This is a genomic window from Aquitalea aquatilis (assembly GCF_005155025.1).
GTDB classification, from domain to species: Bacteria; Pseudomonadota; Gammaproteobacteria; order Burkholderiales; family Chromobacteriaceae; genus Aquitalea; species Aquitalea aquatilis.
Genome location: NZ_CP039731.1, coordinates 2,665,643 through 2,687,173, shown reverse-complemented (window position 1 = coordinate 2,687,173; position 21,531 = coordinate 2,665,643). Strand labels below are relative to the sequence as shown.

Genomic DNA, 21,531 nt, shown 5'->3' with positions numbered 1-21,531 from the left:
TCAGACGCCCTGCATCAGTATTTCAATTTCGTCGATTTCTTTGGGTACGTCGGCGGTATACACCTCGCGGCCATCTGCGGTCACCAGCACATCGTCTTCGATGCGGATGCCGATATTGTGCAAGGCAGCGGGGACATTATCGGCCGGGCGGATATACAGACCGGGTTCGATGGTGGTGCACATGCCGGGCTGGTAGCTGCGCCACTGGCCGCCAAGCTTGCGCTGGCCGACATCATGCACGTCCAGGCCGATCATGTGGCCAATGCCATGCATGTAAAACTGGCGGAAGGCACCCGATTCGATCACGCCATCCACCGTGCCGCTCAGCAGCTGCAAATCCAGCATGCCTTGCACCAGCACCTTGAGCGCGGCGTCGCCAGGGGCATTCCACAGCGCATCAGGCTTGACCGCAGCGATGCCGGCCAGTTCCGCCGCCAGCACGATTTCATACACATCACGCTGGGCAGCACTGAACTTGCCATTGACCGGAATGGTACGGGTAATGTCACCGGCGTAACCGTTCAGTTCGCAACCGGCATCGATCAGCAACAGCTCGCCATCGTTCAGCCGCGCATTATTGGCGGCATAGTGCAGGGTGCAGGCATTGGCACCACCGGCAACAATGCTTTCATAGGCAGGATAGCGCGCACCATGGCGGATAAAGGTGTGCAGGATTTCCGCTTCCACCTGGTATTCCATCATGCCCGGTCGCGTGGTGCGCATGGCTTGCAGATGGCCCTGTGCGGACACCTGGCCGGCACGGCGCAGCATGGCACATTCGCCAGCGTCCTTGACCATGCGCATCTCATCCAGCGGCCAGCGCAGGTCGTGATAGAGCGCCGGCGGCTGCTCGCCACTGCGATAGCGTTGGCGCACACTTTCCAGCCAGCCGTTGACGCGCACGTCAAAAGCCGCATCACGGCCGACATTCCACCACAGCGCCTTCTGACCGCTGAGCAGGTCGGGCAGACGCAGGTCCAGTTCGGCCAGCGGGTAGGCTTCGTCAAAGCCAAAGGCTTCGCGGGCACCATCCGGCCCGAAGCGGAAACCCTCCCACACCTCGCGCTCAATATTCTTTTCACGGCAGAACAAAATGGACTTGCCCAGGGCAGCATCCAGCACCAGCACGGCTTCCGGTTCGGCAAAGCCGGTCAGGTAGAGGAAATGGCTGTCGGCGCGATAGGGATAGTGGTTGTCGGCATTGCGCACCGCTTCGGGCGCGGTGGGCAGAATGGCAATGCCCTCCCCCATCTGCAGCATCAGGCGGCGGCGACGCTCGGCATGGCTCTGGTACATGGAAGATTCTTTCGCAGGATGGTGAGCCGGCGCACAACGCCGGCATGGCTGAAGTTTACACTGTGGCAGCGCGGCTGCCGATGCTGATGCTGATGCTGATGCGCGGCAAATGACGGACATGAAAAAGGCTTGCCGGCAGGCAAGCCTTGCAGTGACAGCAGCGGCCGATCAGTCCAGCAGCGTGGCCGAGGTGTACACGTCCTGTACGTCGTCCAGGTCTTCCAGCGCATCCAGCAGCTTTTGCATGCGCATGGCGTCTTCGCCGGCCAGTTCGGTTTCGTTTTGCGGCTTCATGGTGACTTCGCCCATTTCCGCCTTGAAACCCTTGTCTTCCAGCGCCTGTTTCACATCGCTGAATTCGTAGGGGCCGGTAATCACCTCGATGGAACCGTCGTCATTGGTGATCACGTCTTCGGCACCGCACTCCAGCACCGCTTCCATCAGTGCGTCTTCATCCACACCCGGTGCAAACACCAGGAAACCGCAATGGCTGAACTGGAAGGCCACGCAGCCGTCGGTACCCATATTGCCGCCGTACTTGGAGAAGGCATGACGCACATCGGCCACGGTACGGGTCTTGTTGTCGGTCAGGCAGTCCACCATCACGGCAGCACCGCCAATGCCGTAGCCTTCGTAACGGCATTCAACATAGTCAACGCCTTCCAGCTGGCCGGTGCCGCGCTTGATGGCGTTATCGATATTGTCCTTGGGCATGGATTCGGCCTTGGCCTTGTCCACTGCCAGCCGCAGGCGCGGGTTCATGTTGACATCGCCGCCGCCCATCTTGGCAGCAACGGTGATTTCCTTGATCAGACGGGTGAAGATCTTGCCGCGCTTGGCATCCTGACGACCCTTGCGGTGCTGGATGTTAGCCCATTTGCTATGACCTGCCATAATTGCCTCAATCTCGTGTGGCCCGACCGGGCCGGTTTAATGCCAGAAAAGTTGGCCGCTATTCTAGCAGAAAGCTATTTCGCCTTCAGCATGGCCAGCATGAAGGTGAAGGCCTGGCCATAAATCTGTTCGATGGCCGGCACCATCAAGGGCAGCGTGAGATAGATGGTGATGAAACCTATCATCAACGTCAGCGGGAAGCCGAAGGTAAAAATATTGAATTGCGGGGCCGCGCGCGTCATCACGCCGATGGCCAGGTTGGTGACCAGCAAGGCGGCGATCACCGGCATCGACAGCCACACGCCCCAGGAAATGATATGGCCGCCCCACAGCACCAGCGCCTTCAAACCTTGGGCCGGCATGCTCATGCCGATGGGCAGCACCTGGAAGCTTTCCACCAGCGTGGACAGCACCACCTGGTGGCCATCGAAAGTGAGAAACAGCAGAAACACGAACATCGACAGCAGCTGGGACACCACCGGCACCTGGGCCGCGTGCATGGGGTCGAAGAACATGGCAAAACCCAGACCGGTCTGCGCACCCATGATGAAGCCGGCCATTTCCACTGCGGTCATGGTCAGGCGCATGACAAAACCCATGGCCAGGCCGATGAGCAATTGCTGGAACAGGATGGCGATGCCGGCTGCGGAAATCACCGGTACGGCGGGGGTGGGTGGCAGCAGCGGCACCACCAGTATGGTCAGCATCAGGGCGAAGCCGGCCTTGAAACGGCGCGGCACGCCACGGTAGGCATACAAGGGTTCGACCAGAAACAGGCCGATGATGCGGGCAAACGGCCAGGCAAACATGGCGACCAGCACATTGATCTGCGCATCAGAAATGCTGAACATGGCGCGCCGGCTCAGCCGATGACGCTGGGAATGCTCTGAAACAGCCGGGTGGTGTACTCCACCAGGGTGTTGAGCATCCACGGTCCGGCCAGCACCAGCACCAGGAACATGGCCAGCAGCTTGGGGATGAAGGTCAGCGTCATTTCATTGATCTGGGTCGCGGCCTGCAGCACGCTGACCAAGAGACCCACCACCAGCGACACCAGCAGTACCGGGGCCGAGACGATGATCAGGATGTACAGCGCATTCTGTACGATATTGATGACGAGTTCCGGACTCATGCTTCGCTCCTTGCTGCAGCAGGCTCTTGCCAGCCGCCCTTGGCCATCAGCCAGTTTTCCAGCGCAATACCGTCGCGCTCGACGCGATTGGGCCTGAGCACCGCATAGCCGGCCCGCTCCAGCACCGGTTTCGCAGCATGGCTGGCCCAGGCATGCAGGGCAGTCACGCCGGCAGTGGCAGCGGCGGTCTCAAGGTGGTGAATCATCTGCAAGGCCAGCCCGCGCCGCTGCGCCCAGGGAGCAACATAAAGCATGTCGAGCTCGCCCGCCTGTGTCAGCCAGGCAAATGCCAGCAAGTGGCCGCCATCGCGGATGCCCACGCTCCAGGCAGTTGCCAGCCGGCCTTCCCAGGCAAGGCGGCTGTCTTCATCCCAGATACCGGCCCAGGCCAGGCGTGCCGGCAGGGAATAACAGTCATCCGGCAAGTTCGCCACACAGTCCGCCAGCAGGGCATGACAGTCGGGCAGATGTTCGGGCTGCAGTGTGAAGTTTTCCATGTCGGCTAGCCGGTATAAAAGCTTTGTACCAGCGAACCCATCAGCAGGGTCCAGCCGTCCACCAGCACAAACAGCATCAGCTTGAATGGCAGGGAAATGGTGACCGGCGACACCATCATCATCCCCATCGCCATCAGGATGCTGGCCACCACCAGGTCGATGATCATGAAGGGAATGAACACCATGAAGCCGATCTGGAAGGCGGTTTTCAATTCACTGATGACATAGGCGGGAATCAGCGTCTTCATCGACACATCAGCCTTGCTGGCCGGCTTTTCCGAACGCGAAATCTCGACGAAGAAGGCCAGATCCTTTTCGCGCGTCTGGCTAAGCATGAAAGCCTTCATCGGCTTGCTGGCTTCGTCCACCGCCTGATTGAAGCTGATCTTGTCATCAGAAAACGGTGCCCAGGCCTTGCTGTATACCTGATCGAAGGTGGGCCCCATCACAAACAGGGTCAGAAACAGCGACAGCCCCAGAATCACCTGATTGGGCGGCGACTGCGTCACCCCCATCGCCTGGCGCAGCAGGGACAGCACGATGACGATACGGGTAAAGGCCGTGGTCATCAGCAGCATGGCCGGGATAAAACCCAGCGCCGTCATGAACAACAGCATCTGCAGCGACAGCGAATAATTCTGACCGCCACCAGCCCCGGGGGTACTGGTCATCAAGGGCAGGCCGGTGGCCTGGCTGAACAATGGCAGGACCAGCCACAAGAGTGGCAATAGTCTAAAGAAAGGTTTCATTATTTGTTTACGGCTTCGGATTGCTGACGCCCCTTGTCCATGGCGGCCTTCAGCCAGCGGGCAAAGGGTTCGCCCGGCGGCACGACCTCGGCACCGGCATCGGGCGGGCGGTCCATCTTGGTCAGCAGATTGACGCTATGGCTGGTGACACCCAGTACCAGCCACTCCCCCTCCAGCTCGACGATGACCACTTTTTCCCGCTGGCCAACCAGCACGCCGCTGACCACGCGCAGGCGGTTGGAGCCGCCCAGCATGCCGCCCGACATGCGGCGAAACAGCCAGGCCAGGCCGACAATCGCCCCCAGCACCACGGCCAGGCCAAGAATCACCTGCAACAGGCTGGAAAAAGGTGTCGGGCTTGAGGCAGCCACCAGCACCGCCGGAGCCGATGCCGCAGCGGCGGTAATGCCGGAAGCCGACAGCAGACAGAACGCTGCCAGCCGGCCTGACAGGCGGCAGGATAGGCGCATTACTTCTGCAGGCGGCGGATGCGTTCCGCCGGGGTAATGATGTCGGTCAGGCGGATACCGAACTTGTCGTTCACCACCACCACCTCACCCTGGGCGATCAGGCAGCCGTTGACCAGCACATCCATCGGCTCGCCAGCCAGCCCGTCCAGTTCCACCACCGAGCCTTGCGCCAGCTGCAGCAGGTTGCGGATGGCGATCTTGGTGCGGCCCAGCTCTACCGTCAGCTGCACCGGGATGTCGAGAATCATGTCCAGATTGCTGGGCACGTTCAACGAGGACTCGCTGCCGGCCCCCAGTTCCTGGAACAGATTGGTTGCCGGCTGCACCGAGGCCGCACTCTGTTCGGCATCGGTGGTTTCCTGCTCCGCCATGGCGGCGGCCCAGTCATCCATGGATACTTCGTCGTCGGCCGCCCCGGCGGTCTGGCCTTCTTCTAGCTGCTCAGTCATTGCTTGTTGTCTCCTGCGGGCTCGGCGAATTCACCAGCCCCGGCCAATACCTTGTCTACCTTGAGGGCGTATCGCCCCTGCACGGTGCCATAGTGGCACTCCAGTACCGGAATGCCGGACACGTCGACCACGACAGCCTCCGGCACATCCAGCATCACCACGTCACCGTTTTTCAAATTGAGAATCTGCCCCAGCGTGACCTTGGTTTCGGCCAGGGTCGCCACCAGTTCCACTTCGGCCGCCTGTACCTGGTGCGTCATCAGGCTGACCCAGCGGTTGTCCACTTCGGTACGGTCGGCCTGCATGGTGCTGGACAACACGTCGCGAATCGGCTCGACCATGGAGTATGGCAGACAGATGTGAAAATCGCCGCCCCCGGCACCCAGCTCGATATGGAAGGTCATGGCCACCACCACTTCGGTGGGGGTGGCGATGTTGGCGAACTGGGTATTCATTTCCGAGCGCAGGTAAACGAATTCGATGGGGTGTACCGGTTCCCAGGCTTTCTGGCATTCGGAAAACACCACCTCGAGCAGGCGGCGGATGATGCGCTGCTCTGTCGGGGTGAAATCACGCCCTTCCACGCGCACATGGTAGCGCCCATCGCTGCCAAACAGATTATCGACGATCAGGAAAACCAGATCCGGGTCAAAAATCAGCAGCCCGGTACCGCGCAGCGGTTTGACATGCACCAGGTTGAGGTTGGTGGGAACCACCAGATTGCGAATGAATTCGCTGTACTTCTGCACCCGTACCGGGCCCACGGAAATTTCCGCATTGCGCCGGATGAAATTGAACAGGCCTATACGCAGGTTGCGGGCAAAACGTTCGTTGATGATTTCCAGCGTCGGCATGCGGCCGCGCACAATGCGCTCCTGCCGCCCGATATCGTAGCCGCGGACACCTTGCGAGTCCTGCGCGCTGTCATCATCTTCGTCCTCGCCGGTGACGCCCCTGAGTAGGGCGTCCACCTCTTCCTGGGACAGGATATCGTCGCCCATCGCTTACTGCTTCTGAATGATGAAGGAAGTGAAGAGTACGCTTTGCACCGGCTCTTCTTCGCCAGCATCCATGGACTCGTTGATGATCTGCTTCACCTGCGCCTTCAGCTTCACCTTGCCATCCGGGGTGGCCAGCTCGGTGGCCGACTTGGACGACAGCAGCAGAATCAGCGCACTGCGAATCTTGGGCATGTAGTCAGTGAATTTTTTCTTGGCTTCTTCATCGCCCAGTTCAGCCTGCATGTCCACTTGCAGCAGGCTGCCATCACCACCAGACAGATTGACAACAAAGGTTTCCAGTTTTTCGAAGATAGGCGGGCCTTCTTTTTTCTTCTTCGGTTTTTCTTTGGTTTGTTCGGTCTGTGCGGCCCCGTCATGCGGCTTGTTCATATTGCTGAACATCACATAGGCGAGACCGCCCATGCCGGCCAGTACCAAGACCAGCAGGATAACCACCACCAGCATCAGCTTGTTGCCCCCGCCCGCTTTTTTCTCGCCCTTGTCCGCTTTTTCCGCTTTTTTGTCTTCTGCCATGGGTCATCAGTCCGTACGTTAGGTTTATAGGGAAAGCTTAAGCCATTTCCCTATTTTATTTTCCAGATTTCCGCACGAACTGAATAGAGCCCCCTTTTGAGCAAAATCAGGCAAAGATACTGAGTATCCCTCGTGCGGACTGGATGGCTGCCAGCGTGTCGTCTTCATCGTTGCCAGCGGCATTCTGGCGGCGGCCATTCTGGTTCTGGTTGAATTGCTGTTGCCGATTCCCGGATTGTCCGCTGGAAACCTGTGCATCGGCAAGAGCTATACCACTGGAAGCCATCATGGAAACCAGTTTCGGCATGTTGTTTTCGATTATTTCACGGGTTGCCGGCACGGCTGAGGTAAAAATCACCTGCGCCTGGTCATTGCCATTCATTTTCAGCGTGACTTCCACCGGCCCCAATTGCGGTGGATTGACCTGAATGGTGGCCTTGTCCATTTTCATGCTGACCATGGACATCACCTGATCCCCCAGGGCCTTTGACCAATTGGGGTCGGTCATCGGCTGGGAGATGGTCAACATCTTGGTCTGGCTGGCCTGTGCGGTCTGCGCCGCCTGGTTGGCACTTTGGCTGGCCGATGCCAGTTGATCGGCATTGGGCGGCAAGAATTGCTGCGCAGTGCCGTCATTGGCCGGCAATTCTTGCGCTGACAGGCCGTGCTGACGCTTCAGTGCCGCCGCACCCTGCAGCAGTGGATCAATAGCCACGTCCTTGATTGTGGCAGTCGCAACATCACCAGGCGTGGTACTGACGGCAGGCTTGTCCTGTACCGGCTGCACCGGCAAGGCCGCCGGCAGCATGGGCAAGGCGGCGAGCAGCATATTGGGAGAGGTATCGGCGGCACTTGCATCATCAGACGCCGCAGAATCCTTGCTCTGCTTGCCTTTGCTGTCGTCGCTGCTGCCAGCGGACTGGCCGGACAAGGCATTGCTCAGGTTGCCGATCTGCGCTCCCAGCAAGCTGGCAAACAGGCCGCCACCATCTTGCGGACTGGCGTCCACCTGCCCTTGCGGCATGGCAGTTTTGGCGCTGGTCGCCGGAATTACGGTAATCGTCATGGCCGAAACCCCTAGGAAAGATGCAGGCATAGCAGCAATTAGCATGCCAGCTGCAGACTGACAGCGCGCAGCCGGCCAAATCATCATCAATTAATTTTATTAATGCGAATCATTATCTTTTGCATTACAATGAGTGCCTTCCAGCGTCAGCGCCGACGATGAATCCAAGTATTGTCGCCGGCCCGGCCTTTCCTTTCAGTTTTCAGCAAGGAGCACCGTCCAGATGTCCAGCCCTTCCTCCCGCTTTGCCAAAATCACCCTGTTGCTCGCCAGCCTGTTTGCTGGCAGCGCCCACGCCGCCCCCAGCGCCGAAGGTATCGTGGTGTATAACGCCCAGCATGAAAGCCTGACCAAATCCTGGGTGGAAGGCTTCACCAAGGAAACCGGCATCAAGGTAACGGTGCGCAATGGCAGCGACAGCGAAATGGGCAACCAGATCGTGCAGGAAGGGGCTTCCTCGCCGGCTGATGTATTTCTGACCGAGAATTCGCCGGCCATGGTGCTGGTAGACAATGCCAAGCTGCTGGCACCGCTGGCACCGGCCACGCTGGCCCAGGTTGACCCCGCTTACCGCCCGGCCCAGGGCAAATGGGTGGGCATTGCCGCGCGCTCCACCGTATTTGTTTACAACAAGAACCGTCTGAACCAGAAAGAGCTGCCCAAGTCGCTGCTGGATCTGGCCAAACCGGAATGGAAAGGCCGCTGGGCTGCGGCTCCGGCCGGTGCCGACTTCCAGGCCATTGTCAGCGCCCTGCTGGAACAAAAAGGTGAGGCAGCCACGCTGGCCTGGCTGAAAGCCATGAAAACCAACGCCCTGCCCTACAAGGGCAACAGCGTGGTGATGAAGGCGGTGAATGCCAGCCAGATCGATGGCGGCGTGATTTATCACTATTACTACTTCGGCGACCAGAGCAAGACGGGTGAAAACAGCAAGAACACCGCGCTGCACTACTTCAAGCAACAAGATCCGGGTGCTTTTGTCAGCCTGTCCGGTGGCGGCGTGCTGGCTTCGAGCAAACACAAGGAAGAAGCCCAGGCCTTCCTGAAATGGGTTACCGGCAAGGGTGGTCAGGACATCCTGCGTACCGAGAATTCTTTTGAGTACGCCGTGGGCCTGGGCGCACAGTCCAACCCCAAGCTGGTGCCGCTGAAGAATCTGGATGCGCCCAAGATCGATGCTTCCCGCCTGAACAGCCGCAAGACGGTTGAGCTGATGACCCAGGCCGGCCTGCTGTAACACCATGCCCAGCTCGTCATCCAGCACATCGGCTGCCACCGCGGTAGCCGATGTTACCCACCCAGCCACCACTCCGGGCCTGCAGCTGCCGGGGCGGCGGCTGCCACTGTGGCTCAGCGGCAGTTCGCTGCTGGTCTCACTGCTGGCGCTGCTGCCGCTGGCCTTCATCATCGTCATTTCCATCCAGACCGGCTGGGAGACGGTGGCCAGGCTGGTATTCCGCCCGCGCGTGGGTGAATTGCTGTTCAACACCAGCCTGCTGGTGGTGCTGACGCTGCCGCTGTGCGTGGCGCTGGGCATTGCCATGGCCTGGCTGACCGAGCGCAGCGACTTGCCGGCCCGACGCGTGTGGTCGGCACTGGCCATTGCCCCACTGGCCGTACCCGCCTTTGTGCACAGCTATGCCTGGATCAGCCTGCTGCCCGCCTTCAACGGCCTGGCGGCGGCTGTGCTGTTGTCTGTCATCGCCTATTTCCCGTTTATCTATCTGCCGGCCGCCGCCGCGCTGCGGCGCATGGACCCGGCATTGGAAGATAGTGCCGCGGCGCTGGGCCTGGCCCCGTGGGCGAGATTCCGGCGTGTCACCCTGCCGCAACTGCGCCTGGCGATCTGGGGCGGTGGTTTGCTGGTCAGCCTGCACCTGCTGGCCGAGTATGGCTTGTATGCCATGATCCGCTTCGACACCTTCACCACCGCGATTTTTGACCAGTTCCAGTCCAGCTTTAACGGCCCGGCCGCCAATATGCTGGCGGGCGTGCTGGCGCTGTGCTGTCTGCTGCTGCTCAGCGCGGAAGCCGCCACCCGTGGCAATGCGCGTTACGCCCGCGTAGGTTCGGGCTCGGCACGCCAGACAGTACCAACCAGGCTGGGCTGGCGCTGGGGCCTGCCGGCCCTGCTGCTGTGCCTGGCAACGGCAGCACTGACCCTGGGCGTGCCGCTGCTGACACTGGGCCACTGGCTGTGGTCTGGCGGACGCGAAGCATGGCAGAACGATGCGCTGTGGCCAGCGCTGCGGCAGACCTTGCTGTTTGGCGCCGCCGGAGCCCTGCTCACGGTGCTGGCAGCCATCCCGCTGGCCTGGCTGTCCGTGCGCGCCCCCAGCCGCCTGCAACGCCTGCAGGAGGGCTGCAATTACATCACCAGCTCCCTGCCCGGCATCGTTACTGCGCTGGCGCTGGTGACCATTACCATCAACTTTGCCCGGCCGCTGTACCAGACAGTGCTGACCATCCTGCTGGCCTATTTGCTGATGTTCCTGCCACGCGCCCTGATCAGCCTGCGCGCCGGCATCGCCCAGGCACCGGCCGAGCTGGAATACGCGGCACGCAGCCTGGGCTGCACACCCGGCAAGGCATTGTGGCGGGTCACCCTGCGGCTGGCCGCACCCGGTGCGGCTGCCGGCATGGCCATGGTGTTTCTGGCCATCAGCAACGAGCTGACCGCCACCCTGCTGCTGGCACCCAACGGCACCCGCACCCTGGCCACCGGCTTCTGGGCCATGACCAGCGAAATCGACTACATTGCCGCTGCGCCCTATGCGCTGCTGATGGTGCTGCTGTCGCTGCCGCTGACCTGGCTGCTCCATCACCATTCCAAACGGACTGCTGGACGATGACCTCCCTGCATCTGCACGAACTGAGCAAACACTACGGCAGCGTCAAGGCTGTCGACCATGTTTCCCTGCATGCCACCGCCGGCAGCCGGCTGGCGATTGTCGGCCCTTCCGGATCGGGCAAGACCACCCTGCTGCGCATGATCGCCGGCTTCGAGTTTCCCGACAGCGGCAGCATCAGCCTGAACGGCCAGACCCTGGCCGCAGATGGCCGCGCCCTGCCCGCTCATCTGCGCCGCATCGGTTATGTGGCGCAGGATGGCGCACTGTTTCCCCACCTGACGGTGGCCGACAATATCGGCTTTGGCCTGTCAGACAAGGGACCTGCCCGCCAGCAGCGCATCGCCGAGCTGGTAGAGATGGTGGCGCTGGAGCAGCACATGCTGCAGCGCTGGCCGCATGAACTGTCTGGCGGCCAGCAGCAGCGCGTGGCGCTGGCCCGGGCACTGGCACAACAGCCACAGCTGATGCTGCTGGATGAACCCTTCTCGGCACTGGACACCGGCTTGCGCGCAGCCATGCGCAAGATGGTGGCGCAGCTGCTGGGCGAGGCCGGCATCAGCGCCATTCTGGTCACCCACGACCAGGCCGAGGCGCTGTCCTTTGCCGACCAGCTGGCCGTGATGCGTCAGGGAAGGCTGATCCAGTCCGGCACGCCACAGCAGCTATACAGCCAGCCGGCCGACGAGATTACGGCATTGTTTCTGGGCGAGGCACTGATCCTGCCGGCACAGATCAAGGCTGGCCGGGCGCACTGTGCGCTGGGGGAGATTGCCATCAATGACGGACAGTTCTGTGGCGAGGGCAGCATCATGCTGCGCCCGGAGCAACTGTCGCTGCAGGCCGAGGCTGACGCCGCGCCAGCGGTGATGGCACAAGTGGTGGAGTGTGATTTTGGCGGCCATTCCAGCCTGCTCAGCCTGCAATTGCCACAACTGAGCAGCCCGCTGCAGTTGCGTAGCGCCAGTTGGCCGCTGCCAGCATGTGGCAGCATGGTGGGGCTGACGGTGCAAGGCCGCGCCCATTTGCTGCAGGCCTGAGCCAGTGACAACAGCGGCGAGGCTCAGTCCTCGCCGTGGGTCTGGTCCCAGAAGCGGCGGGTGGCAAATTCATCGGTGGTTTTCTGCTCGCGCCGCGCCTGCACCAGCTGTTCGCGCTCGCGCTCCCGCTCCAGCAGCTTTTCATAGGCCTTGAGCTTTTTATGCTCGTTGCGCCAGGCCTGGCGTTCCATGATGAAACGCTGCTTGGCGAATTCGGTATCGCCCTGCTGGATACGTACGGCTTCGTCGAGCCGGCCAAGGAATTTCTGAAAGTCCTGCCACTGGGCAATGCTCATGCCCTTCATTCCGCCGGTGGTTAAGCGCTCGCGGTATTCATTGCGGAAATTTTCCAGCTGCTCCTGCCGGTTCATTGCCTCCAGCACCTTGGCCTGCGCCTGACGCATGCGTTCGGCGGCGGCGGCCTGTTTGTCCTCGGCCAGCTGGATCAGAAAAGTGTATTTGCTTTGCGCCATGGCTTAGCCGCTTACGACAGCACACTGTCCAGTTGCAACTGGCTGGTGGTGTAGTCCTGTGACTCGTGCATGGGCTGGGTCAGAAAGCTGGTCATCTGCAACTGGCGACGCATGGCTTCGTCCAGCACCGGGTCCGAGCCCGGTACATAGGCCCCCACGCTGATCAGGTCGCGATTGCGCTGATAACGCGAATACAGCTGCTTGAAATAGCGCGCCTGGTCCATCTGTTTGGGCGGCACCACATCCACCATCACCCGGCTGATGGACTGCTCGATATCGATGGCCGGATAGTGCCCGGCCTCGGCCAGTTCGCGCGACAGCACAAAGTGGCCATCCAGAATGGCCCGTGCCGAGTCGGCAATCGGGTCTTGCTGGTCGTCGCCTTCGGACAGCACGGTATAGAAGCCAGTGATGGAACCACCACCGTTGGCGGCATTACCGGCGCGCTCGATCAGCTGCGGCAGCCGGGCAAATACTGACGGCGGGTAGCCCTTGGTCACTGGCGGCTCGCCGATGGCCAGGGCGATTTCGCGCTGGGCCATGGCATAGCGGGTGACAGAGTCCATCAGCAACAGCACGTCCTTGCCCTGCGCGCGGAAATATTCAGCCAGTGCCGTGGCATAAGCCGCACCGTGCAGACGCATCAGCGGCGGCATGTCCGCCGGGGCGGCCACCACCACGGCGCGGGCGATACCCTCCTCGCCCAGGATGTTTTCGATGAAGTCCTTGACCTCGCGACCCCGCTCGCCAATCAGCCCCACCACCACCACATCGGCGCGGGTAAAGCGCGCCATCATGCCCAGCAGTACCGACTTGCCGACGCCCGAGCCGGCAAACAGGCCCAGCCGCTGGCCACGCCCGACAGTCAGCAGGCCATTGATGGCGCGTACGCCCACATCCAGCACCTGCTTGACCGGCGAACGGTCCAGCGGATTCATCGGCTGGCTATGCAGGGGAAAATAAGCTTCGGGATGGATGGGGCCCTTGCCATCCAGAGGCCGGCCCAGAGAATCGAGAATACGCCCCAGCAGGCTTTCACCCACCGGCACCTGGCGACCGGCCGGGCCATTGACGCGAGCGGACACCACATTCTGCCCGTAACAGGGCGGGTGCAACGGTGCCAGCGGACGCACCGGCGTGCCGGGCAACAGGCCGTGGACATTGGCCAGCGGCATCAGATAGACGCGGTCGCCGGAAAAACCCACGACTTCCGCTTCCACCACATGCTTGTCGGCCAGTTCTACCTGACAGGCGCTGCCTACCGGCAGCTTGATGCCGGTGGCTTCCATCACCATGCCGGTGACGCGCAGCAGCCGGCCGCAGGGTTGCCACAGCGCAGCCTCTTGCGCGGCGCGGCCGCAATCGCCCAGAAAGGCGCGTTGTCGATCAATCAGCGAGGTCATCTTGTGCGGCATCCAGCCCCAGGGCACTGCTCAGCGCAGCCAGCCGTGACGCCAGCCGCAGGTCCAGCTGCAGCGACGAGGTATCGACGATGCAGCCACCGCGCTGGATATGCGCGTCCTCTATCCATTGCCACTGGGTTTCCGGTGTTTCCTGCTGCAAGAATGCACGGGCGGCGGCCAGATCGGCCGGATTGACCCGCAGGCGCGCCTGACTCATGGTGGCGGGCAATTCGCCCAGCACCTGGCGCAGCTGCGCGACGATGGCGGTGTCGCTGTGGGCGATGTGCTCGCCAGTCAGCCGCTCGGCCAATTGCATGGCCAGCTTAAGCAGCGAGCCGGAGAGTTCTTCTTCCATCCGTGCCAGTTCGCGGGCGAAATTGCCGGACAGCTCCTGCAGCGGCGTCCACAACTGGGCAAACTGTTCACTGGCCTGGTCGTGCCCCAGCTGCATGCCGCGTGACAGCCCTTCGGCATGGCCTGCCTGCACGCCTTCGTCGTAGCCGGTTTGCCAGGCTTCCTGATGAATGGCTTCCAGTTCGGATGCGGTGGGATAGCCAACCGCCTCTTCCTGCGCGGCGGCTTCCGCCGCGGCTGCTGCGGCATCGGCCTGGTCTTCGGCCATTTCAGCCGCAGCGGCGGTGGGGGCCTGTTCCAGGTGACGGCGCAAGGCATCCAGCCCGGCCAATTGGCTCGGGCTGAATTCGCCATCGTCATGGGTTAGCTCGGCCGGGGTCCAGCTGCTCCAGCCTTGCAGTTGCTCGCCCGGAATAATCGGATTATTCGACAAGGCCTTCGTCACCACCCTTGCTGCCTAGCACGATCTGGCCATCGTCGGCCAGTTTGCGTACGACTTTGAGGATTTCCTTCTGCTCGGCTTCCACCTCGGACAGTTTGACCGGCCCCTTGGATTCCAGATCGTCCCGCAGCATTTCGGCAGCTCGCTGTGACATATTGCGGAAGATCTTGTCCTTAAGCTCGGCACTGGTGCCCTTGAGTGCAACCACCAGCGAATCCGACTGTACTTCGCGCAGAATGGTCTGAATCGAGCGGTCGTCGATGTCGAGGATGTTCTCGAACACGAACATCTTGTCCTGGATGCGCTGCGCCAGCTCCGGGTCGTACTCGCGAATGTAGTTGAGCGCCGAGCCTTCCACATTGGAACCCATGAAGTTGAGGATTTCCGCGGTAAGGCTGATGCCGCCGGAAGCACTCTTCTTGATACGGTCCGAACCGGACAACAGCTGGGTGAGCACATCGTTCAGCTCGCGCAGGGCCTGTGGCTGTACGCCTTCCAGCGTGGCTGTACGGATCAGTACCTCGTTGCGCAGCCGCTCGGGGAAGAAGGCCAGAATGGAGCTGGACAGGTCCGGCTCCAGATGGACCAGAATGGTGGCGATGATCTGCGGGTGCTCGTGACGGATCAGATCGGCCGCAGAGGACGGGTCCATCCACTTCAGGCTTTCGATACCGCTGTGGTCGTTGCCCTGCATGATCTTGTCCAGCAGGTTGGCTGCCTTGTCCGGCCCCAGCGCCTCGATCAGCACATTGCGCAAGTATTCGTCCGAAGCGCCGATGCTGGCGCGCGCCGCGCATTCTTCGCGGAATTTGCCGACGATGTCGTCGATCTGGTCGTAGCTGAGATTATTGATGGCCGCCATGGCCAGCGAAATCTTCTGCACTTCCTTCGGCCCCAGATACTTGAACACCTCTACCGCCTCGGCCTGACCCAGGCTGAACAGCAGGACGGCACTGCGATGCACACCGTTATCACTCATCGGAGCTGATCCATTCCTTGATGATCTGGGCGGCCATGCGCGGATCAGACTTCACCAGCTCTCGCGCGGCTTCCAGATTAAGGTTGTACTGACGCATCTGGGCGTCCTTGGGACTTTCCGGCGTGCCATCGGGATTGGTGCCCGCCACGGCCTTGCCACCAGCGGTTGCAGCCGCCGCAGCGCCACCTTCATCATCCCCGGCTACCGCCAGCAGACGACCACCGGCATCGGTAGCCGGACGGCCATCGGCACCCTTCTTGCCGGCTTCCACCGGCTTGACCAGGTCCTTGACGATAGGCCGCACCACACCAAACAGCAGATACAGCACGGCTATGGTCAACAAGGCGTATTTGATCAGGCTGGAGGCATTGCTGCTCAGATAATCGGTGACTTTTTCCTGCATGGTGACCGGCACGGCGGCATCGGCAAAGGCGGCATTCACCACATTCAGCGTATCGCCGCGCTGACTGTTGTAGCCCATGGTTTCCTTGACCAGATTATTGATCTGCTGGATTTCCTGGGCGGTCAGCGGCGTCGGTTTCACCTCGCCGGCCTTGTCGGGCATCTTGCGATAATTGACCACCACGGCAGCGGACAGGCGCTTCACCACACCTTGCGGCATCTTGGTGTGCTGGATGGTCTTGTCCACTTCGTAATTGGTGGTGATGTCGCGTTCCAGCGCACCGGACTGCCCCATGGCCTGGCCGGACAAGGTGGCGGTCCCCGGAGCCGCCCCCGGCGGCAGGGTGATCGGCGCCGAAGCGGATGACGGCGGCTGATTGGACAAGGCTCCCGGCACGCCACCCGCGTTGGCCGCACCACTGCCCAGCCGTTCGACGATCTGCTGGCTACGGGTGGCCGAGGGATTCGGCGTGGAGTTGGGGCGGTAGCTTTCTGAAGTCTGCTCCACTTCGGAGAAGTCCACATTGGCCGTTACCTGGGCGTGGATATTGCCCTGGCCAAAAATGGGCTCAAGAATACTTTCGATACGTTTGACATAGCCATCCTCCACCTGACGCACATAGCCCAGCTGGGTCTGGTCCATGCCGGCGGTGTCTTTGTCGGACAGCTTGGACAGCATATTGCCGTCCTGATCGACCACGGTGACGTTCTTCACCGGCAGATTGGGCACGGCACTGGACACCAGATGCACGATGCCGGCCACCTGCCCCTGGTCCATGGTGCGGCCACGGAACAGATTGAGCATGACCGATGCGGTGGGCTGCTGCTGGTCGCGCACAAAGACGCTTTGCTTGGGGATGGCGATATGGATGCGGGCCGTTTCCACCGAGCCGATGGCTTCGATGGTGCGCGCCAGCTCACCCTCGATGGCGCGCTGATAGTTGACTTGCTCGGCAAACTGACTGATGCCGAATTTCTGGTTGTCCATCAGCTCGAAGCCGACGCCACCCGCCTTGGGCAACCCCTGGGCCGCCAGCCGCAGACGGGCATCGTAGACCTTGTCTGACGGCACGGACACGGTGCCGCCATCGCCCAGCTGATAGGGAATGTTCATTTGCTGCAAGGCAGCCGTAACCTGACCGCCGTCGCGGTCGGCAATATTGGAAAACAGGATTTTGTAGCTGGGCTGACGATTGAGCACCGCCGCGCCGACAATGACAGAGAAAAGGGCGGCCAAGGCCACCAGGAAGAGGATTTTTTTATTGTTGGGAAGCGACTTGAAACGATCAGACGCATCGTTAAGCCGGGTTCGCCAAACAGGAGTCGCGTTTTGTTCTGCCAGATCAGCCATACAGTGGTTTTAGTTTCAAGCGCAGCCACTGCCGGCAACATGGATATGTATTCGGCCAGGCTACACCTGGGTATTCATGATTTCCTGATAGGCGGACACCAGCTTGTTGCGCGCCTGGACCATTGTCTGGAACGACAGGCTGGCTTTCTGCAAGGAGACCATCACGTCCTGCAGGTTAACCCCCTCATCTCCCAACTCGAACTGCTTCTGCATTTCCTGCGAAGTTTGCTGAGCAGAATTGACCTGCTCAATCGTGGATTTGAGAACATCGGCAAAGTCAACTTGCGACGCGTCCTGCGACTGCGCGGCCGGCTTGCCGCCAGCCAGGGCCGACGCGGCCCGCAGCTCGCTCAACATCTGGTCTACATTATTAATCGACATGGCTACTCCGTACTGCGTACGTCCAGGTCATCCGGGTCCACTTCCTGGCCATCTTCCTCGCGGTAGCGCTGCAATTTGTAGCGCAAGGTGCGTTCGCTGATGCCCAGTTTTTCGGCGGCGAGTTTCTTGACTCCTCCAACTGCAGCCAGTGTATCCAGAATATGACGTTTTTCCAGCGTTTTCATATCTGATTCTGCAGACATGATAGGCGGAACGGTGGTTTCTGTCCGGGTAAGCGGTGTCGAACCGGAAACATCATCCAGCAACAGGTCGCCGGCAAGAATTGCCGGCCCGGCGGCAAGAATCACCGCCCGCTGCATGACGTTTTCCAATTCGCGGATGTTACCTTCCCAACTATAGGCCGTCAAATGACGTTCAGCCTCTTCGGAAAGGCTTAATCCGGAACGCCCGGCGGCTTCAGCGTACTTCTTAAGCACAAGCCGTGCCAGCGGCAGGATGTCCTCGCGCCGCTCGGCCAGCGCCGGAATGCGCAGCGGGAATACGTTCAGGCGGAAATACAGGTCTTCGCGAAAGCGCCCGGCTTCCACCTCGCCCGCCACATCGCGGTTGGAGGTAGCCAGCACGCGGATATCCAGCTTGATGGTGCGGGTGCTGCCCACCCGCTCTACTTCGCGCTCCTGCAATACCCGCAGCAGCTTGGCCTGCAGCGACAGCGGCATTTCGGTGACTTCATCCAGCAGGATGGTGCCGCCCTGCGCCTGTTCGAACTTGCCGGGCAAGGCCTGGGCTGCGCCGGTAAACGCGCCTTTTTCGTGGCCGAACAAGGTGGACTCGAGCAGATTGTCCGGGATAGCGGCGCAATTCACCGCCACAAACGCCCCTTCATGGCGGCGCGAATGACGATGAATGTAACGCGCCAGCACTTCCTTGCCGGCACCGCTGGGGCCGGTGATCATCACGCTGGCATCGCTGCCGGCTACGCGGCTGGCCAACGCCAGCAGCTGACGCATTTGTGGCGATTCGGCGATGGTTTCATCGCGCGCGCTGTCCGGCAGCTGCAGGATGTGTTTTTCCACCTCGGCAATCAGGCTGGCTGGCTCGAAGGGTTTCAGCAGGTAGTGGGTGGCACCGGCCCGCAGCAACGCAATGGCGCGCTCGATGATGCCGTAGGCAGTCATCAGGATGAAGGGCACGCCGGGATAACGAATTTTTACTTCTTCAAACAGGCTGTAGCCATCCATCGGTGCCATCTGGGCATCGGAGATGATCAGCCCCACCGGGGTTTTCTTCAGTTGCAGCAGGGCTGCGCTGCCATCACCGGCTTCCAGCGTGGGATAACCTGCCAGGCTGAGGGTGTCGACAATGGCTTCGCGCAGGTCAGCGTCGTCTTCGACTACAAGAATGGGCAACTTCATCGCGGGTTTCTATACGGTTGGCTGGCGTTGGGCGACCAGCGCGACAAGACGGCTGGCGATGGAGGTGAGCGGCAATATTTCGTGCTGGCTCTTGAGCGCAATGGCTTCCTTGGGCATGCCAAACACCACGCAGCTGGCTTCGTCCTGGGCAATGTTGTAGGCCCCGGCTTCTTTCAGTTCCAGCATGCCTTGCGCACCGTCGCGCCCCATACCGGTAAGGATGACGCCGATACAGTTCTTGCCGGCCAGATTGGCGGCCGAGCGGAACAGCACATCGACCGAGGGCCGGTGGCGATTGACCGGCGGGCCTTGATGCAGCGAGGTGGCATAACCGATGGTGGGAGCCGACTTGAGCAGCAAGTGCGAGTGACCGGGGGCGATATACACCGTGCCGGCTTGCAGCCGTTCGCCATCCTCGGCTTCCTTGACCTGCAACTGGCACAGTGAATCAAGCCGGGCAGCAAAAGATTTGGTAAACAGCTCGGGCATGTGCTGCGTCACCAGAATGGGCGGCATGGTGGCTGGCAGCGCGCTGAGCAGCACGCGCAAGGCTTCGGTGCCACCGGTGGACGAACCCACCACGATCACGGTCTGGCGGGCCAGCGGGGTGCGTCCGGTCTGGCGTGGCAGGATGACATCTGCGTTATGGCTGGGTACCACTTCCATTGGTGCCAATGGTTCCCGCGAAAACTGTCCCATTTATTTCCTTGCAAACATGCCGGCCATGCCAGCTTTATACAGGTGCCTAGCTTAAAGCCCCACCCGTCTTATGCCAAGATAATCAGTCGGCCGCCGCGCGCAGCGTTTGCCGCAGCCGGTCGACCCAGAGCGCACTCGCCTGTTCGATCAGGTCCAGTACCCGGTCAAAACCGCCGGGGCCGCCATAGTAGGGATCGGGGACCTCCAGTGCCGGCACATGATCCAGCGGAGCCAGGATGAAGTCGAGCCGGGCCAGGCTGTCTGGCGGGCACTGTGCGCGCAAGGCGGTCATATTGGCCCGATCGGCCGCCAGAATCAGGTCGAAACGCTGAAAATCGGCCGCACTCACCTGCCGGGCACGCTGTGCCGACAGATCATAGCCGCGGCGCAAGGCCGCCTTGCAGCTGCGCGGGTCGGGTGCTTCTCCAAGATGGTAGGCATGGGTGCCGGCCGAATCCACAGTCACCTGCCCGGCCAGGCCAGCCTGCTGCAAATGGGCGCGCAACACTCCTTCGGCCGTGGGCGAACGGCAGATATTGCCCATGCAAACCATCAAGACTGCGTAATGTTGCTTCATGTCTGGCGCTACTCCGTGCTGGCCGCATTGCTGCCACCTGCTTTCACCATAAACCAATCAACGCCGGCTGGCAGCCGGGGCTTTGTCCTGCGCGGTCCAGTAACGGGCCGCCCAGGCCTGCTGTCCGGCGACATCCCAGAAACTCCAGGCCAGCAGCCGGCTGCGCTTCTGCCCCTGTGCCATGTCCAGCACCCGGCTTTGCTTGACGCCGGCCTCACGCAAGACGTGGCGCAAGGCCGGCAGACTATCGGCGCTGGACAGCAGGCTGGTGAACCAGCAGCAACGCCGGGCGAAGCGCACACTTTCGCTAATCATGCTGGCAACAAAAGCCTGTTCGCCACCGGGATAGCACAATTCGTTTTCCTGGCCGCCGAAGTTCAGCAGCGGCTGTTTGCCCTGATTAGGCCCGGTCTTGCCCAGATTGCGCCATTTGCGCTGGCTGCCGGCGGCAGCTTCCGCCCGCGAGGCATGAAAGGGCGGATTGCACATGGTCACATCGAAATGCTCGCCGCTGGCGATGATGTGGCTGAACATCTGATCGGTGTGCGGCTGGTGGCGCAATTCGATATGCGCGGCGAATTGCGGATTGGCCGCCAGGATGGCCTGGCAATTGGCCAGCGCCACCTTGTCGATATCGGCGCCGACGCAGCTCCAGCCATATTCGGCATGGGCGAGCAAGGGATAGATGGCATTGGCCCCCACACCGATGTCCAGCAGCCGGATCTCCTCGCCTTGCGGCAGGCGGCCTTGCTGGCATTCCGCCAGCAGGTCGGCCAGGCAGTGCACATAATCGGCACGCCCCGGTATGGGCGGACACAGATAGGCGGCCGGGATGTCCCAGTCGCGAATGCCGTACCAGTCGGCCAGCAAGGCGCGGTTCAGCAGCTTGACGGCTTGCGGATTGGCAAAGTCGATGCTGGGCAAGCCATGAGCATTGGGCCGCACATGGTTTTTGAGTGCGGGACAGGCGATCAGCAGCCGGGAAAAATCATACTGGCCCCGGTGACGGTTGCGCGGGTGCAGGCGGGGGCCTGGCGACCGCGCCTGGGCATGCGGCTTGGCTGGCATGCAGGCTCCTTGATACAGCAATACGGCGAAAAGCCGGCATTGTGCCAGC

The 21,531-nt window shown here is 61.3% G+C and carries 24 protein-coding genes; 3 read left to right on the top strand and 21 right to left on the bottom strand.

Features of this window, described 5'->3' with window-relative positions; all coding sequences use genetic code 11:
* The 11 genes from FAZ30_RS12560 to FAZ30_RS12510 form a co-directional block, all read right to left on the bottom strand.
* On the bottom strand, nucleotides 1-1,296 hold the full coding sequence (locus tag FAZ30_RS12560; RefSeq protein WP_137009543.1) for an aminopeptidase P N-terminal domain-containing protein: 1,296 nt from the start codon (nucleotides 1,294-1,296) through the stop codon (nucleotides 1-3).
* Between the two features lie 168 nt (nucleotides 1,297-1,464).
* On the bottom strand, nucleotides 1,465-2,190 hold the full coding sequence (locus tag FAZ30_RS12555; protein WP_137009542.1) for a YebC/PmpR family DNA-binding transcriptional regulator: 726 nt from the start codon (nucleotides 2,188-2,190) through the stop codon (nucleotides 1,465-1,467).
* Nucleotides 2,191-2,264: 74 nt separating this feature from the next.
* Entirely contained in the window at nucleotides 2,265-3,041 is a 777-nt protein-coding gene (gene fliR / locus FAZ30_RS12550) for a flagellar biosynthetic protein FliR (protein ID WP_124644320.1), read from the bottom strand.
* Between the two features lie 11 nt (nucleotides 3,042-3,052).
* The gene (fliQ, locus tag FAZ30_RS12545; RefSeq protein ID WP_103523979.1) at nucleotides 3,053-3,322 is read right to left on the bottom strand and encodes a flagellar biosynthesis protein FliQ; all 270 of its coding nucleotides are present in this window, start codon (nucleotides 3,320-3,322) and stop codon (nucleotides 3,053-3,055) included.
* Entirely contained in the window at nucleotides 3,319-3,819 is a 501-nt protein-coding gene (locus FAZ30_RS12540; protein WP_124644321.1) for a GNAT family N-acetyltransferase, read from the bottom strand. The genes fliQ and FAZ30_RS12540 overlap by 4 nt, the downstream gene beginning before the upstream one ends.
* 5 nt (nucleotides 3,820-3,824) lie before the next feature.
* Nucleotides 3,825-4,568 (bottom strand): flagellar type III secretion system pore protein FliP, encoded by a 744-nt coding sequence (gene fliP / locus FAZ30_RS12535; protein ID WP_124644322.1) that lies wholly within the window; start codon nucleotides 4,566-4,568, stop codon nucleotides 3,825-3,827.
* Nucleotides 4,568-5,038, bottom strand: coding sequence for a flagellar biosynthetic protein FliO (gene fliO, locus FAZ30_RS12530; protein ID WP_124644323.1), 471 nt, complete (start codon nucleotides 5,036-5,038; stop codon nucleotides 4,568-4,570). Before fliO ends, fliP begins: the two co-directional genes overlap by 1 nt.
* Nucleotides 5,038-5,487: a flagellar motor switch protein FliN gene (fliN, locus tag FAZ30_RS12525; RefSeq protein WP_124644324.1), complete on the bottom strand. Its 450-nt coding sequence runs from the start codon at nucleotides 5,485-5,487 to the stop codon at nucleotides 5,038-5,040. Before fliN ends, fliO begins: the two co-directional genes overlap by 1 nt.
* Nucleotides 5,484-6,488, bottom strand: a complete 1,005-nt coding sequence (gene fliM, locus FAZ30_RS12520; protein WP_103523974.1) for a flagellar motor switch protein FliM — start codon at nucleotides 6,486-6,488, stop codon at nucleotides 5,484-5,486. The genes fliN and fliM overlap by 4 nt, the downstream gene beginning before the upstream one ends.
* Before the next feature lie 3 nt (nucleotides 6,489-6,491).
* Nucleotides 6,492-7,022, bottom strand: a complete 531-nt coding sequence (locus FAZ30_RS12515) for a flagellar basal body-associated FliL family protein (protein ID WP_124644325.1) — start codon at nucleotides 7,020-7,022, stop codon at nucleotides 6,492-6,494.
* Between the two features lie 106 nt (nucleotides 7,023-7,128).
* Entirely contained in the window at nucleotides 7,129-8,088 is a 960-nt protein-coding gene (locus FAZ30_RS12510) for a flagellar hook-length control protein FliK (protein ID WP_168190838.1), read from the bottom strand.
* Nucleotides 8,089-8,311: 223 nt separating this feature from the next.
* Between FAZ30_RS12510 and FAZ30_RS12505 the strand changes: the two genes are divergently transcribed.
* From FAZ30_RS12505 to FAZ30_RS12495, 3 genes are read left to right on the top strand one after another with little or no spacing between them, the layout of a single operon-like run.
* Entirely contained in the window at nucleotides 8,312-9,325 is a 1,014-nt protein-coding gene (locus FAZ30_RS12505) for an iron ABC transporter substrate-binding protein (RefSeq protein WP_124644327.1), read from the top strand.
* A gap of 4 nt (nucleotides 9,326-9,329) precedes the next feature.
* Nucleotides 9,330-10,940, top strand: coding sequence for an ABC transporter permease (locus FAZ30_RS12500; protein WP_137009540.1), 1,611 nt, complete (start codon nucleotides 9,330-9,332; stop codon nucleotides 10,938-10,940).
* On the top strand, nucleotides 10,937-11,977 hold the full coding sequence (locus FAZ30_RS12495) for an ABC transporter ATP-binding protein (protein WP_124644329.1): 1,041 nt from the start codon (nucleotides 10,937-10,939) through the stop codon (nucleotides 11,975-11,977). Before FAZ30_RS12500 ends, FAZ30_RS12495 begins: the two co-directional genes overlap by 4 nt.
* Nucleotides 11,978-12,000: 23 nt before the next feature.
* Here FAZ30_RS12495 and fliJ read toward each other — a convergent pair whose 3' ends face one another.
* The 10 genes from fliJ to rlmF form a co-directional block, all read right to left on the bottom strand.
* Nucleotides 12,001-12,450 (bottom strand): flagellar export protein FliJ, encoded by a 450-nt coding sequence (gene fliJ / locus FAZ30_RS12490; RefSeq protein ID WP_124644330.1) that lies wholly within the window; start codon nucleotides 12,448-12,450, stop codon nucleotides 12,001-12,003.
* 11 nt (nucleotides 12,451-12,461) lie between these two features.
* Nucleotides 12,462-13,853: a flagellar protein export ATPase FliI gene (fliI, locus tag FAZ30_RS12485; protein WP_124644331.1), complete on the bottom strand. Its 1,392-nt coding sequence runs from the start codon at nucleotides 13,851-13,853 to the stop codon at nucleotides 12,462-12,464.
* The gene (locus tag FAZ30_RS12480; protein WP_137009539.1) at nucleotides 13,837-14,652 is read right to left on the bottom strand and encodes a FliH/SctL family protein; all 816 of its coding nucleotides are present in this window, start codon (nucleotides 14,650-14,652) and stop codon (nucleotides 13,837-13,839) included. Before FAZ30_RS12480 ends, fliI begins: the two co-directional genes overlap by 17 nt.
* Nucleotides 14,630-15,628: a flagellar motor switch protein FliG gene (gene fliG / locus FAZ30_RS12475; protein ID WP_059286226.1), complete on the bottom strand. Its 999-nt coding sequence runs from the start codon at nucleotides 15,626-15,628 to the stop codon at nucleotides 14,630-14,632. The genes FAZ30_RS12480 and fliG overlap by 23 nt, the downstream gene beginning before the upstream one ends.
* Entirely contained in the window at nucleotides 15,621-17,381 is a 1,761-nt protein-coding gene (gene fliF / locus FAZ30_RS12470) for a flagellar basal-body MS-ring/collar protein FliF (protein WP_124644333.1), read from the bottom strand. The genes fliG and fliF overlap by 8 nt, the downstream gene beginning before the upstream one ends.
* 60 nt (nucleotides 17,382-17,441) lie before the next feature.
* Complete coding sequence (fliE, locus tag FAZ30_RS12465) at nucleotides 17,442-17,762, bottom strand: flagellar hook-basal body complex protein FliE (protein ID WP_089085233.1); 321 nt, start codon at nucleotides 17,760-17,762, stop codon at nucleotides 17,442-17,444.
* Between the two features lie 2 nt (nucleotides 17,763-17,764).
* Nucleotides 17,765-19,138: a sigma-54-dependent transcriptional regulator gene (locus tag FAZ30_RS12460; RefSeq protein WP_124644334.1), complete on the bottom strand. Its 1,374-nt coding sequence runs from the start codon at nucleotides 19,136-19,138 to the stop codon at nucleotides 17,765-17,767.
* Between the two features lie 9 nt (nucleotides 19,139-19,147).
* The gene (locus FAZ30_RS12455; protein ID WP_124644335.1) at nucleotides 19,148-19,837 is read right to left on the bottom strand and encodes a chemotaxis protein CheB; all 690 of its coding nucleotides are present in this window, start codon (nucleotides 19,835-19,837) and stop codon (nucleotides 19,148-19,150) included.
* An 82-nt stretch (nucleotides 19,838-19,919) separates the two neighbouring features.
* Nucleotides 19,920-20,414: a low molecular weight protein-tyrosine-phosphatase gene (locus FAZ30_RS12450; protein WP_124644336.1), complete on the bottom strand. Its 495-nt coding sequence runs from the start codon at nucleotides 20,412-20,414 to the stop codon at nucleotides 19,920-19,922.
* 57 nt (nucleotides 20,415-20,471) lie between these two features.
* Complete coding sequence (rlmF, locus tag FAZ30_RS12445) at nucleotides 20,472-21,482, bottom strand: 23S rRNA (adenine(1618)-N(6))-methyltransferase RlmF (RefSeq protein ID WP_137009538.1); 1,011 nt, start codon at nucleotides 21,480-21,482, stop codon at nucleotides 20,472-20,474.
* Nucleotides 21,483-21,531: the final 49 nt, after the last annotated feature.

What these genes read in the sequence shown, in the direction of transcription:
- rlmF (WP_137009538.1), bottom strand. Translation starts at nt 21,482, where the DNA reads ATGCCAGCCAAGCCGCATGCCCAGGCGCGGTCGCCAGGCCCCCGCCTG.
- fliG (WP_059286226.1), bottom strand. Translation starts at nt 15,628, where the DNA reads ATGAGTGATAACGGTGTGCATCGCAGTGCCGTCCTGCTGTTCAGCCTG.
- fliR (WP_124644320.1), bottom strand. Translation starts at nt 3,041, where the DNA reads ATGTTCAGCATTTCTGATGCGCAGATCAATGTGCTGGTCGCCATGTTT.
- fliJ (WP_124644330.1), bottom strand. Translation starts at nt 12,450, where the DNA reads ATGGCGCAAAGCAAATACACTTTTCTGATCCAGCTGGCCGAGGACAAA.
- FAZ30_RS12510 (WP_168190838.1), bottom strand. Translation starts at nt 8,088, where the DNA reads ATGACGATTACCGTAATTCCGGCGACCAGCGCCAAAACTGCCATGCCG.
- fliQ (WP_103523979.1), bottom strand. Translation starts at nt 3,322, where the DNA reads ATGAGTCCGGAACTCGTCATCAATATCGTACAGAATGCGCTGTACATC.
- FAZ30_RS12495 (WP_124644329.1), top strand. Translation starts at nt 10,937, where the DNA reads ATGACCTCCCTGCATCTGCACGAACTGAGCAAACACTACGGCAGCGTC.
- FAZ30_RS12505 (WP_124644327.1), top strand. Translation starts at nt 8,312, where the DNA reads ATGTCCAGCCCTTCCTCCCGCTTTGCCAAAATCACCCTGTTGCTCGCC.
- FAZ30_RS12450 (WP_124644336.1), bottom strand. Translation starts at nt 20,414, where the DNA reads ATGAAGCAACATTACGCAGTCTTGATGGTTTGCATGGGCAATATCTGC.
- fliN (WP_124644324.1), bottom strand. Translation starts at nt 5,487, where the DNA reads ATGACTGAGCAGCTAGAAGAAGGCCAGACCGCCGGGGCGGCCGACGAC.
- fliP (WP_124644322.1), bottom strand. Translation starts at nt 4,568, where the DNA reads ATGAAACCTTTCTTTAGACTATTGCCACTCTTGTGGCTGGTCCTGCCA.
- fliI (WP_124644331.1), bottom strand. Translation starts at nt 13,853, where the DNA reads ATGACCTCGCTGATTGATCGACAACGCGCCTTTCTGGGCGATTGCGGC.
- FAZ30_RS12500 (WP_137009540.1), top strand. Translation starts at nt 9,330, where the DNA reads ATGCCCAGCTCGTCATCCAGCACATCGGCTGCCACCGCGGTAGCCGAT.
- FAZ30_RS12560 (WP_137009543.1), bottom strand. Translation starts at nt 1,296, where the DNA reads ATGTACCAGAGCCATGCCGAGCGTCGCCGCCGCCTGATGCTGCAGATG.
- fliF (WP_124644333.1), bottom strand. Translation starts at nt 17,381, where the DNA reads ATGGCTGATCTGGCAGAACAAAACGCGACTCCTGTTTGGCGAACCCGG.
- FAZ30_RS12455 (WP_124644335.1), bottom strand. Translation starts at nt 19,837, where the DNA reads ATGGGACAGTTTTCGCGGGAACCATTGGCACCAATGGAAGTGGTACCC.
- FAZ30_RS12555 (WP_137009542.1), bottom strand. Translation starts at nt 2,190, where the DNA reads ATGGCAGGTCATAGCAAATGGGCTAACATCCAGCACCGCAAGGGTCGT.
- FAZ30_RS12540 (WP_124644321.1), bottom strand. Translation starts at nt 3,819, where the DNA reads ATGGAAAACTTCACACTGCAGCCCGAACATCTGCCCGACTGTCATGCC.
- fliO (WP_124644323.1), bottom strand. Translation starts at nt 5,038, where the DNA reads ATGCGCCTATCCTGCCGCCTGTCAGGCCGGCTGGCAGCGTTCTGTCTG.
- fliM (WP_103523974.1), bottom strand. Translation starts at nt 6,488, where the DNA reads ATGGGCGACGATATCCTGTCCCAGGAAGAGGTGGACGCCCTACTCAGG.
- FAZ30_RS12460 (WP_124644334.1), bottom strand. Translation starts at nt 19,138, where the DNA reads ATGAAGTTGCCCATTCTTGTAGTCGAAGACGACGCTGACCTGCGCGAA.
- fliE (WP_089085233.1), bottom strand. Translation starts at nt 17,762, where the DNA reads ATGTCGATTAATAATGTAGACCAGATGTTGAGCGAGCTGCGGGCCGCG.
- FAZ30_RS12515 (WP_124644325.1), bottom strand. Translation starts at nt 7,022, where the DNA reads ATGGCAGAAGACAAAAAAGCGGAAAAAGCGGACAAGGGCGAGAAAAAA.